This is a genomic window from Paenibacillus periandrae (assembly GCF_022458865.1).
GTDB lineage: Bacteria > Bacillota > Bacilli > Paenibacillales > NBRC-103111 > Paenibacillus_S > Paenibacillus_S periandrae.
Window position 1 is genome coordinate 292,557 of the sequence record NZ_JAJNMU010000004.1, and the last position, 18,258, is coordinate 310,814.

17 protein-coding genes are annotated in these 18,258 nt (G+C 44.6%); all 17 read right to left on the reverse strand.

The features are described 5' to 3' along the window. Positions 1–4: 4 nt before the first annotated feature. The 17 genes from LRL21_RS08460 to LRL21_RS08540 all read right to left on the reverse strand — a co-directional run bounded on the left by LRL21_RS08460 (position 5) and on the right by LRL21_RS08540 (position 18,250). Positions 5–700 (reverse strand): sugar transferase, encoded by a 696-nt coding sequence (locus LRL21_RS08460; protein WP_240415335.1) that lies wholly within the window; start codon positions 698–700, stop codon positions 5–7. Beyond that, positions 669–1,607 (reverse strand): UTP--glucose-1-phosphate uridylyltransferase GalU, encoded by a 939-nt coding sequence (gene galU / locus LRL21_RS08465; RefSeq protein ID WP_240415336.1) that lies wholly within the window; start codon positions 1,605–1,607, stop codon positions 669–671. Before galU ends, LRL21_RS08460 begins: the two co-directional genes overlap by 32 nt. A gap of 37 nt (positions 1,608–1,644) precedes the next feature. Further along, positions 1,645–2,280 carry a CpsD/CapB family tyrosine-protein kinase gene (locus tag LRL21_RS08470; protein ID WP_240415337.1) on the reverse strand — a complete coding sequence of 212 codons (636 nt, stop codon included), beginning with the start codon at positions 2,278–2,280 and terminating at the stop codon, positions 1,645–1,647. Next, positions 2,264–3,007, reverse strand: a complete 744-nt coding sequence (locus LRL21_RS08475) for a YveK family protein (RefSeq protein WP_240415338.1) — start codon at positions 3,005–3,007, stop codon at positions 2,264–2,266. The genes LRL21_RS08470 and LRL21_RS08475 overlap by 17 nt, the downstream gene beginning before the upstream one ends. 281 nt (positions 3,008–3,288) lie before the next feature. Continuing rightward, positions 3,289–3,942 (reverse strand): response regulator, encoded by a 654-nt coding sequence (locus LRL21_RS08480; RefSeq protein ID WP_240415339.1) that lies wholly within the window; start codon positions 3,940–3,942, stop codon positions 3,289–3,291. A gap of 32 nt (positions 3,943–3,974) precedes the next feature. Beyond that, positions 3,975–5,324, reverse strand: a complete 1,350-nt coding sequence (locus LRL21_RS08485; RefSeq protein WP_240415340.1) for a sensor histidine kinase — start codon at positions 5,322–5,324, stop codon at positions 3,975–3,977. A gap of 929 nt (positions 5,325–6,253) precedes the next feature. Continuing rightward, the gene (locus tag LRL21_RS08490; protein WP_240415341.1) at positions 6,254–6,685 is read right to left on the reverse strand and encodes an HIT family protein; all 432 of its coding nucleotides are present in this window, start codon (positions 6,683–6,685) and stop codon (positions 6,254–6,256) included. Beyond that, entirely contained in the window at positions 6,678–8,306 is a 1,629-nt protein-coding gene (locus LRL21_RS08495; protein WP_240415342.1) for a response regulator transcription factor, read from the reverse strand. Before LRL21_RS08495 ends, LRL21_RS08490 begins: the two co-directional genes overlap by 8 nt. A gap of 27 nt (positions 8,307–8,333) precedes the next feature. Beyond that, a complete protein-coding gene (locus LRL21_RS08500; protein WP_240415343.1) occupies positions 8,334–9,878 on the reverse strand; it encodes a sensor histidine kinase in 1,545 nt (514 codons plus the stop codon). A 38-nt stretch (positions 9,879–9,916) separates the two neighbouring features. Next, positions 9,917–10,219, reverse strand: coding sequence for a hypothetical protein (locus tag LRL21_RS08505; RefSeq protein ID WP_240415344.1), 303 nt, complete (start codon positions 10,217–10,219; stop codon positions 9,917–9,919). Between the two features lie 203 nt (positions 10,220–10,422). Next, positions 10,423–12,009 carry an ABC transporter substrate-binding protein gene (locus LRL21_RS08510; protein ID WP_240415345.1) on the reverse strand — a complete coding sequence of 529 codons (1,587 nt, stop codon included), beginning with the start codon at positions 12,007–12,009 and terminating at the stop codon, positions 10,423–10,425. A 215-nt stretch (positions 12,010–12,224) separates the two neighbouring features. Next, on the reverse strand, positions 12,225–13,049 hold the full coding sequence (locus tag LRL21_RS08515; protein WP_240415346.1) for an ABC transporter permease: 825 nt from the start codon (positions 13,047–13,049) through the stop codon (positions 12,225–12,227). Between the two features lie 54 nt (positions 13,050–13,103). Next, on the reverse strand, positions 13,104–14,048 hold the full coding sequence (locus LRL21_RS08520; protein WP_240415347.1) for an ABC transporter permease: 945 nt from the start codon (positions 14,046–14,048) through the stop codon (positions 13,104–13,106). Positions 14,049–14,052: 4 nt separating this feature from the next. Next, positions 14,053–15,066 (reverse strand): ABC transporter ATP-binding protein, encoded by a 1,014-nt coding sequence (locus LRL21_RS08525; protein WP_240415348.1) that lies wholly within the window; start codon positions 15,064–15,066, stop codon positions 14,053–14,055. Next, the gene (locus LRL21_RS08530) at positions 15,063–16,055 is read right to left on the reverse strand and encodes an ABC transporter ATP-binding protein (protein ID WP_240415349.1); all 993 of its coding nucleotides are present in this window, start codon (positions 16,053–16,055) and stop codon (positions 15,063–15,065) included. Before LRL21_RS08530 ends, LRL21_RS08525 begins: the two co-directional genes overlap by 4 nt. 290 nt (positions 16,056–16,345) lie before the next feature. Next, on the reverse strand, positions 16,346–17,068 hold the full coding sequence (locus LRL21_RS08535; protein WP_240415350.1) for a GntR family transcriptional regulator: 723 nt from the start codon (positions 17,066–17,068) through the stop codon (positions 16,346–16,348). 177 nt (positions 17,069–17,245) lie between these two features. Then, positions 17,246–18,250 carry an SIS domain-containing protein gene (locus tag LRL21_RS08540; protein WP_240415351.1) on the reverse strand — a complete coding sequence of 335 codons (1,005 nt, stop codon included), beginning with the start codon at positions 18,248–18,250 and terminating at the stop codon, positions 17,246–17,248. Between the last annotated feature and the right edge of the window lie 8 nt (positions 18,251–18,258).

The window sequence follows — 18,258 nt, forward strand, 5'->3', positions numbered from 1 at the left end:
CGAATTAAAAGGCATCTTTAGAGCCCAATAGTACAAATACAGTTTTAAATATAATTTTCAAGTCGAACCCTATACTGCGTTTTTTGATATAGTTCAAATCCAGCTCGACCATTTGCTTGAAGCTTACGCTGCTTCTTCCGCTTACTTGCCAAAGGCCTGTGCAGCCTGGCGTTACAACCAGCCTTTTTTTATCGTAATTTGTGTATTCTTGCACTTCGCTCGGAAGTGCAGGACGCGGTCCTACCAAGCTCATATCGCCTATCAATACATTCCATAATTGGGGAAGCTCATCGATGCTCGTTTTGCGTAAAAACCTGCCTGCACGAGTGACTCTCGGGTCGTTTTTCATCTTGAACATCGCACCGCTGACTTCATTCTGAGCCTTCAATTGCTCCTTTAATTGTTCAGCATTGGAAACCATGGATCTGAATTTGTACATCGGAAACTGTACCTCGTCCTTACCGACCCGATTTTGTTTGAAGAAAACTTTTCCCTTCGGGTCCTCTATTTTGATCCATGCAGCTACAAGGACCAATAAGGGGAGTAGGAACAGGATTCCGCATAAGGATAAGCTTATATCCAGCATACGTTTCATAAACAGATATGCAGCGTAGCTCTTCTCCTTGTGGGCTACATTGCCATAATATCTCTTGTGCGGTACAGCATAATCATAATCCTCCCGCAGTTCTCGCAAACCCATTGTCCCTACCTCCTTTATGATCGAGTATGGACGGATACTGTTCTGTGATGAGCATGGAAGCCATAGCATCCAACACCGGGTGACGAAGGTCCTTACTTTGCAGAGCAAAGCTTAGTGTGGTGAGAATGTAACCGAGTCGTTCGCCTACGTCAAACCGAATCCCATCAAATTGATAGGCGAGCACCTGCTCGATTTGATTCAGCTTTTGAATGGCGTCCGTTAATTGAATTTCTCCACCTGCCCCCTTCTCTTGAAGCTCCAGAAACTCAAAGATTTTGGGGGAGAATACGTAACGGCCCATAATCGCCAAATTGGAGGGAGCCGTTCCAGGCTCAGGCTTTTCTACAAAATCATTCACCTGATACAACCGATCCTGCTGTCTACCGGGATTAATAATACCGTAACGGTGGGTCATATCCGATGGTACCTTCTGAACACCTATAACAGAATTTTCGGAGCTTTCATATTGGTCAATAAGCTGCTTCAAGCAAGGAACCTTGCTAGTGACAATATCATCACCAAGCAGTACACCAAACGGCTCATTCCCAATGAATCTCCTTGCGCACCAGACTGCATGTCCCAAGCCTTTAGGCTCCTTCTGCCGAATGTAATGGATTTCCACTTTGGCGGAACGCTGTATTTCCCTCAGCATTTCCAGCTTGCCGGTTTCGAGCAGCTTGCTCTCCAATTCAAAAGCATTGTCGAAATGGTCCTCAATCGCTCGTTTGCCTTTACCAGTCACAATAATAATATCCTCAATCCCAGACTCAATTGCTTCTTCCACGATATACTGGATAGTTGGCTTGTTGATGATTGGAAGCATTTCTTTGGGCATTGCCTTCGTAGCTGGCAAGAACCGTGTTCCTAATCCTGCTGCAGGAATAATTGCTTTCTTCACTTTTTTCATCTCTCTTATCCTCCTATCGATTTGTGGAAGCTCACTCTTATTTGTTTATGATCATACCCAGCATCCTGGCCCCTGATTGTTCAAGCCTCTCCTTGGCTTGTTTGGCCCACTCACGTTTAGTCCTGTCTTGTTTGACAACCAGCATGATACCGTCGCTGTACTCTGCAAGCAGCCCGGCATCTGTAAAATCCAATACGGACGGCGAGTCCAGAAGAACCACATCGTATTGCTGTTTTAAATGATCCAACAGCTCCGCCATTTTTGGGGAACCCAGCAGCTCCGAAGGATTAGGTGGCTGCCCTCCCGACGTAATCAGATGCAGATTGGGAAGTGCGGCCTTGGAAGTGCAGCCTTGAACAGGAGCAGCCGACTTTAGATATTGGGCAAGTCCAGCATCATTAGGCAGACCGTATATCGCGTGTAAAGAAGGCTGGCGTAAATTACAATCGACGACAACGACCTTCTGACCGTCCTGCGCAAAGGTGACAGCAAGATTGGATAAGGTAGTCGTCTTGCCTTCCTGTGCTTTAGGAGATGCAATCATGAGGACGATTCCCTCATCCGACTTTTTAAGTCTCTTGTGCCTGATTGAAGTACGTAAAGACCGATAAGATTCGGCAACGGCAGAGCTTGGATCAGTCTTAGTGACAAGTACATTACTTAACAGTGACATAAGTTTGATCACTCACCTCTTCGCTCATGTTTTTAGATCGTTTTCGTTTGTTAGTTTTCTTTATCGTTCCAATCGTTGCAAGAACCGGCAAACCTACATAATGCTCAGCTTCTTTTTCGGAACGAAGGGTGTCATTTATATTTTCCAGGAAGAATACCACACCGAGAGCCGCCATCGCAGAAAGAATGAAACTGACGGCGAGATTCATCGCGATACTGGCATTTTCCGGAGCAGGCAGTTTACCCAGATTAGCGGGAGAAAGAATCTTGACATTGTTCACATTCATTAAGCTTGGGACTTCGTTTATAAAGGTTTGTGCTATTTCGTTGGCAATCAGAACCGCCTTGCCATAATTGCTGTCTTCCACTTCGATTTTGATGAGGTTCGTCTTATCGACGGAGCTTACTTTCAGTTTCTTGTCCAATTGTTCTCTTGTCAGCTGCAGTTCAGGGTGGTTAGCAATTAATGCTTCGGTAATCGTGTTTGATTTGATGATCTCCTTGTAGCTTTCGATCAGATTTAGATTCATGTTGACATCATTAAGGCTGATAGATTCTGAGTCCTTCATGACACTGTTGACCAGCAGTTGGTTAGTTGCAAGATATACAGGCTGGACGAACGTCTTACTGACGTAGTAAGTCATTACACAAGAGAGCAGAACAAACAGTGCAATCAACCATAGTTTTTTTCGAACTATGATGAAGTAATCAAGTATCGTTTTCTCCATGTCATCCTCCCGTATCCTAACTATCGATTATTTTTGCTCACCCTATGTCGAGAATTCTGCTTATAGATAAATCTTATAGTAACGCTGGGACTTTGGGTATTATCCGATGTTATGATTTTTGAAGCTATTTTGTGCAGGGTTGTCCCCCTCTATTTAATATCTGAAAAGTATACTTTTGTACCAGATGAGAATATGGCAAATCAAAAAACCTCCCAAAAGGACTTAGCCTTCAGGAGGTAGTAGGTAGGATAGGGTGCACCCGAATCTTATGAGAAATAGGATTACTGGAAATTTTGATGCATGGAGCCTGCAGTGTCCATAGAAAAGTTAACAAGTCCTCTGGAATGTGCGTATAAAGCAGCCTGAGTACGATCGTTCAAATTCAATTTACTTAGAATTTGGCTTACGTGTTTTTTAACGGTAAATTCAGTAACTACCAGTTTATCCGCTATGCCGCTGTTAGACAACCCTTCTCCGAGGCCGATGAGAACCTCACGCTCTTTGGGAGTTAGTTTATGCAAGTCATTGTCATCATCTTTTTTGAACAAAATCTCCATCAGACCAGGGTCATAATATTTCTTGCCTTTGAAAATAAGCTTAATAGCCAATAACAACTCTTCAGGAAGCGCTTCTTTCAGCACATACCCTTCCGCACCAGCAGCCTCGGCCCTTCTAACGTCCATCTCCATCATCGAAGAAGTCAGTATCATGCAACGGCAGGATGAATCCTTTAACTGCTCAACAACTTCAAATCCTGATCGGTTGCCCAGCTTAATATCCACAATAGCCAAGTCAGGCTTCGTTTCTTCGATCAACTCTATCGCTTCTTCAACCATTTCAGATTCTCCCATAATTTCGATATCGTGTTCAAGAGTCAGTACCGCCGACAATCCTCTTCTCACCAACGGATGATCATCTACAATAACAATCTTCATACTCAAGCACCTACTTTCGTATATTGGGAGATCTAATTTCTTTTTTCGTAATAATCAATAGGCATTATGACTAGGATTTGGGTACCCTTTCCCTGATTGCTGCGAATTTCAATAGTTCCGCCTAAGGATTGCACAAGAAACTTCATGTTACTGACACCAAGTCCGTTAAGCTTCGGATCGGATAATCGTCCAAATACATCAAAACCATCTCCGTTATCATTCACAACCAGCCTGGCTTCACCCGTCGCTAGAATTAACTCTACTTCAATGGAACTGCTGCATCCGTGACGAATGGCATTACCGGCCGCCTCGGAAATAATCCTGAAGAAGGCCTTCTGATGATTAACAGGCAGACGATGCTCGTCCCCTGTTACCTTCATGCGGATTTCCACCGTATGCAGCTTGGACAAGCTGTCCAGATGGGATGTGACCGTGCTAACCCAAAAGGAGCTACCGTTTTTTCTGGAGCTTAGACTATAAATGGATGAGCGAAGTTCTTGTGAAGCGATATTGGATGATTCGAGAATGAGCTGTAGCTGCTCCTTCAATTGCTTTTCCGGGATGTTTGGCCATTGTCGAATTAAAGAATGTGTGGCATACACAATACCGAACATATGCTGTGATACACTATCATGCATTTCAGCAGCGATCCTGTTCTGTTCCTCAATAATGATCAATTGATTCTCGATACGCTCAAGCTGATGCCTTTCCAGAACGATGGCACATAGCTCAGATAGAAAATAAAGCTGCTGAACGAACCAGTGTTTTCCTTCCTCCTGAGAATAAGCCTCCATCTTGATACCGAGCACTCCCCAGAATCTTGTTGTAGATTTGACCGGCATAATCAAATATTCACCGTGAAAAAACAGGTTGACTAACAATGGGCTATCCTGGCTTTGAAATTCCTTCGATCTCGATTCCATTGCAAAACCTATCGACGCCACGACTTCACTGCCCGTGGTTCCGTGGACAATTAATCGCTCATCATCTTCATTGGCGTTTGAGTCCCAAAAAAAAGCCATTTTCTGGTCGGTCAACCTTAACGCAAACTCAGTAAATATCTTTCTTAGGTTGCCTGATTCGCTTTGGGCTGCTGCTTCTACGATTTGATATAGCGACTTGATATGCCATAACGTCTCGTTGGTCCGTGTGTTCGCCCTCTCCAGCTTGTTCTTCACATCGTTTAATACATGAATGAAAAAAATCATGTGCAGGAGCAGCAAGTAAAAGTAGCTGTTGTCCAATAAAAAGGTCCCAATCGATTCATAGCTGCCGCCAGACATGTAATAAAAGAATGATGTAGCAAGCAGCAAGTACCCCAGCAGCAATAAACAGCCGTAAGCAGCAGAGATATAGCTGGCCGCGATTAACGATGGGTTCATGACGCACCATAGAAATGGGCTGTCGAATCCGCCTGTGAATAGGAGTTGAAGAAACATCCCCACCGTTTCCAGACATAAAATTGACTTGAACTTCCATGGGGATTCTTGGATCCTTTTATAAATATTTGTGATTCCTTTTACAAAAATAAACAACGCCAAAATTATACTCAACTTAAACATGAATGGCGGATCCCTGTCGCCTAATAAATAAATCAGAGAGGTAAGTAAGAGTGAACAGTACCGAAAGAAATAAATTGCGCGGTCCTCTTTGACCGCAATTGCTTTCACCAGCATCACCATCCCTTATTATCCTGTTTGCTAAACATTTTCTTCAATTACACAAATACCAAGAACATTGGGCGATCTGATGAATTTGTTAAATCTCCCCTGTCTAACTATGAATTGTAACACTTATGTAGAGACTTCAATGATAGTTACCCAAAAACCAGCTTTTGAAACATATAAAATGATAAAAATCAACAACCAGATTTTAACTATAAACTCTTATACAATTCGCATTTTTGATTAATTTTTGTGTCCTTTATCACAAAAATGAGTCTTTTTTGGGTGACTGGCCCTACATGTTCTGAAAATGCGTACCTAATATTTACCATTGGTCATGTAACGTTAACTTTTTTTCAGGATCATTCAGCCTCTTTCCAAAACATGCAGTACTATTTGCTCTCCTACCAAAGTCTGACTTTTTTCTTGATTATTTTGTAAAAGGATGTGCAGAATCCTTAAACACCGCCGCGCTTGACTACACTAGTGAAAGAGACATATATTCGGTTCGAGCTAACAACAAAGCCTTAAGAGCGTATTCTTATCATAATCCAGCCAATTCCGGTACATGTGCAAAAAATACCCTTCAAAACCACAATCCAAGTGGAGATGAAGGGTATTTTACATGTTCGGTTCTTTACACCTTGTTATTTACCATTGAGTGCTTGTATGCTCTCAATAAACTGCCTGATTTCCCCTTCACATACGGATTGCCCTGTACCCGCAGGACCAGCTGCCCGTTGAATCAGCTCAAGTCCATCAATCGCTGCACCTGCGCACCTTGGAATGAGATGGATATGCAGATGTCTGACAACCTCTCCCACGGTCAGCGTATATACCCTTTCAGCCTGCAGCTCCCGATAGAGCATTTCTTCGAGCTGTGCAATGATCTCAGGAAGCTCGTTTTTTTCATCCAACGTTAAGTGATGCCACGATTCAACATGCCTCTTCGGCTCCACATACAAATAACCAACAAGCTGCTTTTCCACAGGAGCATGGTAGACCACATAATGGCCTTTCTCCATAACAAAATACGGATCGGAGCTTTGCTCCTTCAAGCAAATTTTACAATTACTCATAAGTACCGCCTTTTCCTTTAATTTTTCCGGGGCTGACTCCAATATATTTCTTGAACAGCTTGCTAAAGTAGGCCTCATCTTTAATCCCTACCTGCTCCGCAGCTTCATATACCTTCAGGTTTCGTTTTAAAATTAATTCTCTGGCTTTTTCCATCTTGGTGCGATTCACAAAATTAGTAAAGCTATCGCCCATTTCTTTCTTGAAAATGTAGGAAAAATAGCTTCTGCTCATGTTTGAAAATTTGGCCGCATCCTCAAGTGAAATATTTTGTTCAATATTGTCGTAAACAAACCTCTTGACGCTCATAATTTCAGGCCTTGCCGCCTCTCCCTTGATGGAAAGCATCGACTGGATGTACCCGGCAATAAATTCCTCTACGTATCCTTTGATGTCATGCATCGTTTCTGCGTCTAGGATCATTTCCGTCCATTTCATGTTTGAATCGTTGTACGCCGGAGGCATATGCTCCTCATAAGGCTTGAATACCTTCATGAAAATGTACAGCACATTTAATATGGCCATCTTGATCCTCATCGGATGATGGATCCTCTTGGACAAAATCGTGTTAAAAAAACGGTCGATGACAATCTTCACACCGTCATAATCATTAGCATGAATATATTCAATCAACAGCTTCTCTTCCTCTAAGCCGAAAATAATTTCTTTATCTATGAACTCCGTCATACCGTCGACAAAAATAATACATTCTCTCCCTTGGTAGAAACGGTATCCGGAAGCACGTTTGGCTTTACTATAGAGCACAGGAACATCCTTCAGGCTGTTGGTCCTTCCCGAAACCGCAAAAGAAATGGTTATGTTTAAATAGCGTTTGAGAGAATGATTCATTTTGCGGTAAAATTCAGTCATCAATTGCTGGTTTGACGCTGCATGAACCGAGGCGTCCAGCAGGATCAAATAATCCCCATCATCCAACTCGGCAAACTCGGCTTTCGTAAATTCGGCAAGCCCTTCCTTCAATATATTAAGAAACGAAGAGCTTAACAAATGACTGTCTCTCAATCTGCTTTTGGTTGGGGCATTAAAATAATCATCAATGGTACAGTAAATAACAAGGAAATGACCAAAATCCGGCTGAACCTGCATAATCGACGCTTCCTTTTGAAAATCGGAATAAGCGATAGAGCCGCTCACCAATTTCTTGTACAGCCCGTTTTTTATGACCTGTTTATTCGCTCTTAGCACCGATTCAAAATTGATTTTCTCTTCATTTTGCAGCCTTTCCTTTTCCACCTGCGCCTTTGTTTTGAGCAGCACCTCCAAAAGACCATCCGGCTGCATAGAAAGCTTCAATATATAATCCTCGGCTCCAAGTCTCATCGCCTTTTTGACGGCATCCATCTCATTATGACAGCTTAAAACGATGACTTTGATATGCGGGTAACGGGTTGACAGTTGTCCAATCAGCTCCAGGCCATTCATATTCGGCATTAATATATCAGTAAGCACGATATCGGGACGGGTTTTCTCAATCAGCTCCAACGCCTGCACGCCATCCTCCGCTTGCCCGACAAATTCAAAGTCGTACTTTTCCCATTCAATACATGACTTGATACCTATTCGGACTAATGCTTCATCGTCCACGATAATGACTTTTAGCATGGGATTGACCACCCTTTCCTTCAAGCCTTAATAGGAATTGTCTTCCTCTTTGATCATCGCCGGGATCATTACAGACACCGTTGTCCCTTCTCCCCCGAATGACGATATTCGCAATCCGAACGGCTCACCATATTTAAGCTGTAATCTTTCATGAATGTTTCGGAGGCCTACGCCGCTGAATTTGTGCTGAATTCCTGTATCTTCGCTCGCCTCATTAAAAATTTCATGGATTCTTCGCTCGTCAATTCCTTCCCCGTTGTCGGTCACATCGATCCGCAAGCATCCTGCTTCCAGCTGCGCTCCGATCTGGATCTGGCCGCCGGTTTTTTTGTTCTTGAGCCCATGCAGAATGCAGTTTTCCACTACCGGCTGCAGCAACAGCTTGATGATCTGATACTTCTCCAAGCTCGGGTCGATCTCCATCTGCAATTCAAAACTGTCATTATAACGAGCGCTTTGGATGTTCATGTACGCTTTAACGAGATGCAGCTCTTCTTTTAAGGTGATTTCCTCGTCGCCTTTCTTCATACTGACCTCCAGAAGCCTTCCCAAATCGGCAATCATATTCGAGGCATTCCCCGCCCCGTTCATCATCGCCGTCCATTTAATAATATTTAACGTGTTAAACAGAAAATGCGGGTTAATCTGCGCCTTCAACGCTTCATATTTCAGTTCTTGTTCTCTGCTTTGCTCTTCGACTACCTTAAGAACCAGCTCATCAACCCTTTTAAACAGATGGTCAAAGCTTCTGACGATACTGTTCACATCGTTGGAGTACGTAATATCCTTCGTACCCAGGCTGTAAACCCCGATTTTTTTCTTCCTTAAATCTTTAATAAGCAGCTTTAAAGGATTGGTAATATACAGAATCAGCGAAACGCTCGACAATAGAAATAAACCAAATACAATATAATTAATAGTCAACACCTGATTTTTAAGGCTTGACGTATTTTTCATCACATCTTCATAAGGAATAACCGATACGACCGTCCAGTTCAGCCGGTTGAGAATATAATAAGTAACCATATACCGCTTTTTGTCAGAAGCCCCGATAAAATACCCCTTTTGCGTACCGTACAGCTTCAGGTCCTGCTTCACATTGTTAATATCGTTGATCTCAACCTCGCCTGAGGTTTTAATAATTCGATCCTGACTATCCAGCAGCAGAATCGAGCCTTTGGAACGAACTGTGAACAACGATACAAAATTATCCAGGTCCAAATTAATCATCACGACACCGAGCATTTCACCGGTAAAGCTGCTCTTGACCGACTTGGCAAGGGATACGTATTGCTTATCGTCATTTAAGTTGGACGAATGGTACATGAAGGGAACCGTCCAGACCGAATCTCTTTCATGGCGAATGAGCGAATTAAACCACTCATCCTCTTTCAGCCAAAAGCCGAATTCTTGCTTGAAATTCAAATACTCTTGGTTCTTATCGATATCGCTTACAATATTACCCATTACATTGCTGACAATGCCATCGGGGCTGATCATGATTAAATGCGCGTTGTAATTGAAAAAATTGTTGTTTTTTGTATAATTCAGGCGATTCTCGATCTTGGACATTCTCGCATAATCTTCAGTGGTCAGCTCTTGCGGAAGCTTCATCCTGCTGAATGCCTGAAAACCGGGGTTCGGGCAAAAGCGCTTAAATTCGATGTGATCGTATCATCCAGACTTAACACATTCGATATCTTCATCATGTCCAAAGTCACATTCTCGACCTGATTGCCCACCTGCTCAAGGTTGCTGATTAACAGGTCGGAGGTTTCTTTCTCGAATAACGTCTCCGTATGCTTAAAATTGATGTTCAACGAAAAGAAGACGGCTGTAAAAACAAGTATGACAATGGAAATGATGATCCGAATCTGCAGATTGCGATACAAAAAACCAATCCATTGCTTCATCTTGTACAGAATTGGTTTCCCCTCCTAAAAGGCTGGTGAATAAGTCCCGCTACGCGGTCAGATGTCCTTCCTACCGCTGCGGTGAAAGCACTTTGTAAATATGATGTTGAATCTATTGTACTGAACTCTTATAGGACGGGCAACCTTTATATAAGCAGCCCCCAGACAAAATGACCTGGGGGCTGCCAAAGCTCGGGCGGCCATTACTTGATAAATGTATCCTCCAGCGTAATGCCGGATTGGAACGATAAGAATCCCGGCATGTTCTTAAATCCTTCGACGTTCGCCTTCATTCCAAAGGCTTGCTCGCGCCAAGATAAATACACGAACGGCGACAAGTCCAGCGCACGGTCAATCAATTTTTCATAGATTTCCTTACGTTTCGTATCATCCAGCTCTTTTCTTCCGTCGATCAGCAGCTTGTTAATTTGTGCGTCATCAAAGAAAGCTGAATTGTTAAGTCTTGCAGGGCCGCCGGTGTAGAAGTTGCTCAGCCAGTCTGCATCTGTTATATCCCCCGATGTACCCGCCACAACAAAATCATAATTGCCTTCGGTATTTTTCTTCACACGGGTAGCCCAATCAGGAAGGTCAAGCTCAATGTCAATCCCAACCTTCTTTAGCTCGGACTGAACAGCAACCGCCGTTTGCTGGTGGAATGAAAATTGTGAAGTAGCTAGCAATCGCGCTTTAAAGCCGTTAGGATAACCCGCTTCTGCAAGAAGCTTCTTCGCCTTTTCAATATTGTACTCGAAATAGTTCTCATTCTTTTCATTATAACCCATATAACCTTGCGGGATAGCCATACCGTAGATCGGCTTCCCGCGACCGTTGAACGCTGTGTTGATAATCGACTTGCGTTCGATCGCATACGAAATGGCCTTTCTGACTCTAGGATCGCTGAACGGTGCAAACTGCGTATTGAATTGCAGCTGCATAAAAGGTCCGCTTACACTATCAAGCTTCAGCTTCGTGTCCTGCTCAATCGCAGCCGCGTCCTTCCAAGGCACATAGTCGATCAAATCCACATCGCCGGCTTTAAGCGCATTGACTCTTGTGTTCTCATCCGGATAAAAAACGAATCTTATATTATCCAGCTTACCCTTATCCTTCTTATAATACCCATCGAACTTTTTCACAACAAACTCTTGACCCTTCGTCCATTTAACAAACTGAAAAGGACCTGCTCCCATTGGGGCTGAGTTCAAGTCGCCATTTTTCTCCTCGGTCCACTTCTTAGATACAATAACCGACTCGGGTAGAGCTAAGTAGTGAATGAAAGGAGCGGATGGCTCTTTTAATATGAAAGCAACCGTTTTGGCGTCAGTCGCTTCAATCTTGTCGATGACAGATAATTCATTGCGGAACGTCCCGTTATTTTTCGGATTCGCGATTCTCTCGAAAGTATATTTCACATCCTCAGCGGTTACAGGATCGCCGTTTTGAAATTTAGCGTCGCGAAGCTTAATTGTGTACGTTTTCTTATCAGATGATAAAGAATAAGACTCCGCCAATTCATTGCTTAACTTACCTTCCTTGTCATAATTGACCAACCCGCGATAGATAGCAAGTTTGATCGTTCGTCCTGGACCGTTCTGCACCAGCGGGTCCATGCTCGTCGGCTCGCCGGATAGACCGAAGATGAGGTTGCCGTTTTTAGTACTTCCTTTATCCGTGTTGTCGGCTTTGGCAGAATCCGCCGCTTTGTTCGGCTCAGCCCCTCCACAGCCGCTCACAATCAAAGCAACAACCATAATTAAGAACATCATTCTAGACAAACGCTTCACCATACTTCATGCCTCCCCTTATTGTTTATAATACGGTATTTATAATAGGGACATCCATTAAAAGTCCGGTGAATAAGGAGCGAAGCGACCAAATTGACCTGGAGAAGCGTTATACATTCCAAAAAATATGGAAACAACAGCGATCGAAAGGATATTTGGTCGCGCAGCGGAGACTTATTTACCGGACTTTTAGAAATGGTGCCATTATTACCAAAAGCTTAAGAGCGGTTTAATTTCGGATCCAAAATGTCTCTCAGACTGTCTCCCAACAAATTGACGGCTAGAATGGTGATGCCTAAACATAGAGAAGGCCAAACGGCATACATCGGGTTCAAGCTAATATACCCCCTTGATTGACCAATCATTTGCCCCCATGAAGGTTCAGGGGGAATTACGCCTAATCCTAGAAAGCTAAGTCCGGATTCAAGAAGAATGGCGGCAGCTATAGTCAAGCTGATCTGGATGATCAGCGGGGACATAATGTTGGGTAAAATACAGCCGAACAACACCCGCATATGAGATGCCCCCAATGACAGTTCACTCTCTACATATTCCTGCTGCTTGACCTGCAAGGTCGATGAGTAGGCGATCCGTGCAAAGTGAGGAGCATAGACGATTCCGATAATAATGATCAGATTTTTGATGCCTGCTCCCCAGAAGCCTACGACCATCAATGCCAGCAATATCGGCGGGAAGCACAAAACGATATCCACAGCCCGCATAATCGTTTTTTCAACAATTCCCCGGAAGTAGCCTGATACGATCCCGAGCAGCAGCCCAACGGTAAATGCGACTATAGTAGAGCCTATCGCTACAGTAAGCGAAGGGCGTATTCCCAAAATTAGCCTGCTTAATATGTCTCTGCCAAATTCATCCGTGCCGAAGGGATACTCCGGCAGGGTAGATTTCAGTACGATATCGGGATGGATTTCCAGCGGATCATGAGGAATGATCCACGGTCCGATCGCGGCAATGATTAATATAGGAAGCAGCACTAAAAAGCTGATGACAAACGTTCTGTTCCTGATGCACTTGTTCAGCATACATCCAACTCCTTGACGATATTCGGCATCTCACAGTACGTGCTGCCTTTGGCTTTAGCGAACTCTTGGGTCCATAAAGCCATACAACAGATCAACCCATATGTTAACTACGATAAAGAATGTGGCCATAACGACGATACAGCCCTGAATTAAAGGATAATCACGGTTGGCTATCGATTTGACCAGCAGCGTACTCATTCCCGGCCAGTTAAACAAATACTCGATGAGCACCGTACCCCCGATCAGGTTGCCGAGCTGCAGGCCGATGATCGTGATGACGGGAATAATCGCATTCCGGAAAGCATGCTTAGAGATAATCTTCCACTCTGGTACCCCTTTTGCTCTAAGCGTTTGAATAAAATCCTTATTTAATACCTCCAGCATCGACGAACGCGTCATTCTTGCGATCGAAGCCGCCAAGCCGAGTGCCAGCGTTAAAGAAGGCAGGATCAGGCGCAGCATATGCTTACCCGGGTTATCGGTAAATTCGACAAAGCCGCTGGCAGGAAGCCATTGAAGCTTGAAGCTGAACATGAGAATCATAAAGGCGCCCAGCACATAGACGGGGAAAGAAACGCCTAATGCCGCCACAGACGAAAGCGCCAAATCAATGAAGCTCTGCCGTTTCAAGGCAGCGGCAATACCAAGCGGCACTCCGATGATCATGGCGAGAATGATCGATACAATCGCCAGCTCTATGGTGTTCGGAAGCCTTTGCGAGATATATGTGTTGACCGGGGTTTTATCATAAAGAGATTGCCCCAAATCAAATTTCACAAAGTTAACAAGCCAATTCCAATACTGCATAAATAAAGGCTGGTCCAGCCCAAGCGTATGGCGCATTTCCGCCACTGCCACAGCGTCTCCTCCTCTTTCCGTACCCAGTACGAGAACGGCAGGATCACCTGGCATAAAGTGAATCAACGAAAACACCAAAGTACCGACGACAAGCACCTGAACGATAAGCAGCACTACTTTTTCACCCAAATAACGTACCATTCGATCACCCTCTATTCAGCAAAACCGGTTGTTGTACTTCTGCACTTGCGTTTGTAAATAAGTGGCATGCAACGGCATGCCTGTCGCTTAGCTCAATAAACTCTGGTGCGACCTCGCTGCAAATCGGCATGACCTCCTTGCACCTTGTACAGAACCTGCAGCCTGTCGGCGGATTAACAGGGCTTGGAACGTCGCCGCTCAATATAATGCGCTCCTTGTTGAAATCGGGGTCCGGCATCGGGATGGCGGACAGCAGCGCTTTCGTATATGGATGTCTGGCATTAGCGTATAATTCCTCAGCATCGGCAATCTCGACAATACTCCCGAGGTACATGACAGCTATACGGTTGCTCATATGCTTGACGATCGATAAATTGTGGGAAATAAACAAGTAGGTCAAACCAAATTCTTTCTGCAGATCGTCGAGCAAATTGAGAATCTGGGATTGGATAGACACATCCAAAGCGGATACAGCCTCATCGCATACGACAAGCTTGGGATTTAACGCAATCGCCCGTGCGATTCCGATCCGCTGCCTCTGGCCCCCTGAAAATTCATGAGGATAACGGTTGATATATTGTGGACTTAGGCCCACTAATTCCAGCAGACGCTTAACCCTTTTGTCCTTGTCCGCTCCGGCAGCCGCACCGTGAATTTCAAACGGCGCTCCTATGATCTGTCCAACCGTTCTTCGCGGATTTAGCGATTCGAACGGCTTCTGAAACACCATCTGAAATTTGCCGCGCTGCTTCCTTAAATGCTCGCCCTTCAATTTCAACAGGTCGATATTTTCAAATTTAATTTCACCGCTGTCAGCATCGGTAAGCCGCATAATGACGCGGGACAGCGTGCTTTTCCCACAGCCGGATTCACCGACAAGTCCGAAGGTCTCCCCCTTGAATATGGAGAAGCTGACATCGTCAACCGCCTTGACATATCCGAGCCGTTTTGAAAAAAAACCCTTTTTTAAAGGGAAATACTTTTTAACGTTGTTAACCTCCAAAAGAATCTCCTTCATCCCGCCTCACCTTCCCTCCATGCCTGATCCAGCTTCCAGCAGCGAGCCTTGCCGTTATGACAGGCTTGCATCATCTCCGGTTCTTTTTGCCGACAAATATCAGCCGCATCCGGGCATCTGGGGCTAAACCGGCAGCCGTCCGGCATCGAGCTGATGCTCGGAACGATGCCGCTAATGCTGTAAAGCTTTTCATTCTTTTGACCCATATGAGGGATCGATTTGATGAGTCCTTGGGTATACGGATGCTGCGGATTGTGAAAAATCGACCTGACATCCCCCTCCTCCATGACTTTTCCCGCATACATAACGGCAACACGGTCAGCCATTTCGGCTACAACTCCGAGGTCATGCGTAATCAGCATAATGCTCATATTCATTTCGTTCCTGATTTTTTTCAACAATTCCAGAATTTGCGCCTGCACCGTCACATCTAGCGCCGTAGTGGGCTCGTCCGCAATAAGAAGCTTGGGGCTGCATGACAGCGCCATCGCAATACTGATTCGCTGGCACATCCCTCCGGAAAGTTCATGGGGATAAGCATTCATACATCGTTCCGGGTGAGGGATGCCAACTTGCTTTAGCAGTTCTATCGCTTTGTCGTACGCATCTTGATGCGATATTTTCTGATGTATTCGAACGGCTTCAATAACCTGGCTGCCGCAAGTATATACGGGATCCAAAGCCATCATCGGGTCCTGAAAAATCATCGCGATGGACTTCCCCCTAATTTGTGACATTTCCTTTTTTTTAACCTTTAGCAAATCCCGACCTTCAAACGAGATCTCGCCTGTCGTTATTTTCCCTACCGCGGGAATGAGATTCATCAGGGAAAGCGAGGCTACGGTTTTCCCACTCCCGCTTTCGCCGACAACACACACGATTTCCCCCTTATTAATCGTTAAATTAACGCCGCTAATCGCCGGGAACACACCCTTGTCCGTCTTAAACTCTGCAGTCAGGTTGCTAATTTTCAATAGGGCATCACTCATAAGTATCACTCCCAGCTTTGTTCGCCCGACAACGATGTAATCGCTCCAAGACTATTTGTATCGCACTACATCTAACATGAATATAACATAATTTATTAATCTCTCTATAACTCATTATAGATATATGTCATATTTCATACCATGCAATACCGTATGTTTTCCTTGTAAATTCATATCGTATTTTATAAAAAAAGCACGATCCTGAATCAGCCGGGAAGAACGATTCTGATTTGATCTACGATATTCAGAATTTGTTGTATTATCGTCTTATAATTGAAAGTACATGCCATCTACATTTGAAACCGGAATCGGTCACCACGGGAAATAATTTTAACATATTCCATAACCTGTCTTTGCTCTGAATATACCAATGCAGTCATCAGAAACATGGACGCGCCTTTCGCGGTATTCAACAGTCTGCTCTCACTCGGTGAAGCGTAGACGAGCTCCAGCGTTTTACTAGAATATGCAGGCCGCAGGCCGTATCTTTTGTCCAGTATCTGATACAAGGATTGGTCAATCAGATTTTCATGCTGAATCCCTGGACACCGTTCCACCGACAAGTAGGAGGTTTCCAGCGAAACCGGTTCATCGTTAATGAGCCGGAGCCGCTGAATTTCAGCGATCCCGGAGTTTTCCGGCACTCCCAGCAATAAGGCCATCTTCGGGGACGCAGGCGTGACTTTGATGTCCATGGATTTGGCTCCTGCAATCATCCCTCGTGCCTGCATACGATCCGTGAAGCTGGTCACATTAACAAGCTCCCGTTCGATTTTCGGCTTGGATACGAAGGTCCCTTTGCCCTGCCTCCGGGCTAATATCCCGTCATTCACCAAATCCTCAATCGCTTTGCGGACGGTAATGCGGGAAACTCCATACTCTGCGGCTAAATCCAGCTCGGCGGGAAACCTGTCGCCAAACTGAAGCTGATCCGATTGAATCAATTCCCGGAACTGCTCGGCCAGCTGGACATACAGCGGAGTTGAAATAGCGGGATCCAGTATGTTCTTCATGAGGCGTTCACCTGCCTTTATCAATGACTTCGGGCTGCTCTTTGCTCAGGCAACAGCTTATGTCTCACTTTGAAAGGAACAACTCGGCTACACCATCCGTTTGTAGGAAAAACGGCCACGGCACAGTGAAATGCATCTGTACCATGACCGCAGGAATGGTTGTACGCTTGCTGCAAATTAATAAGGAACCTTGAACATGTAACGCCGGGTTTCAAGCGGATGATTTCTGGTTTTCGACAGCGCCAAGGCAAACATGCGCAGTACGACATTGATGACGAGCGGAGCCAGATACCCTTTCATTTCTTCATCAATGCCGGTAAGATCAAAGTTATTGGCATCGACCACAATCAGCTTTTCACCGTATTGTTTAAGGAACGTCAGCGCCCGCTCTTCCAAAGGACGGGTTTCATCCAAGCCCATTAACAGAATGAATGGAACGTCCTTATCCAGTATCTCGAATGGTCCGTGGAAAAATTCCCCGGCATGAATGGCGTGAGAATGAATCCGCTGCATCTCCATCAATATGCATATGGCGAAGGAGTAAGCCATACCGTAGCTCGCTCCACTAGCCATCGTATACATGATTTTTTCATCCTTATATTGCTCGGCATATGCTTGTACCTGATCTGCATTCTGTTTCATGACTCGCTCGAATACAGTACCGAGGTTGTCCAGACTGCTCAGCAGCTTTTCGTATTTATTGTTGCCTTCCTTCACATACAAAAGCCCCATGGCCAATTTATAAAGGATGGCATAGTTCATAATTTCCGGGAGCGGCTCCATATTGCCGGCCGAAATCCAGCTGTAGTTAACAATGAAATCAGACTCCTCGGCAAGCGGGGCCGTTTCCACATACATCAGCGAAACCGTTAAAGCGCCTTTGCTTTTGGCAAATTTGGCAGCCTCCGTCGTTTCTGGAGTCTTGCCTTTATGCGAGCACAAAATGACTAATGAATGCTCATCCAACGATTGCGGATTTCTGTGAATGAATTCATTGGAGCTATAAATTTCAGCTGTAATCTTGCTGGATTCACGGTCAATGAAATATTTGCTCGGATACATAAGTGCCGATGAACCGCCGCACGCCACGTAAAACACGCGGGTAATCGTCCTTTGTTTAAAAGCTTCGAAAATCCGTTCAAGCTGCGCATTTGCATTCATATAAGGTGTTGAGTTTACCATTTGGATAG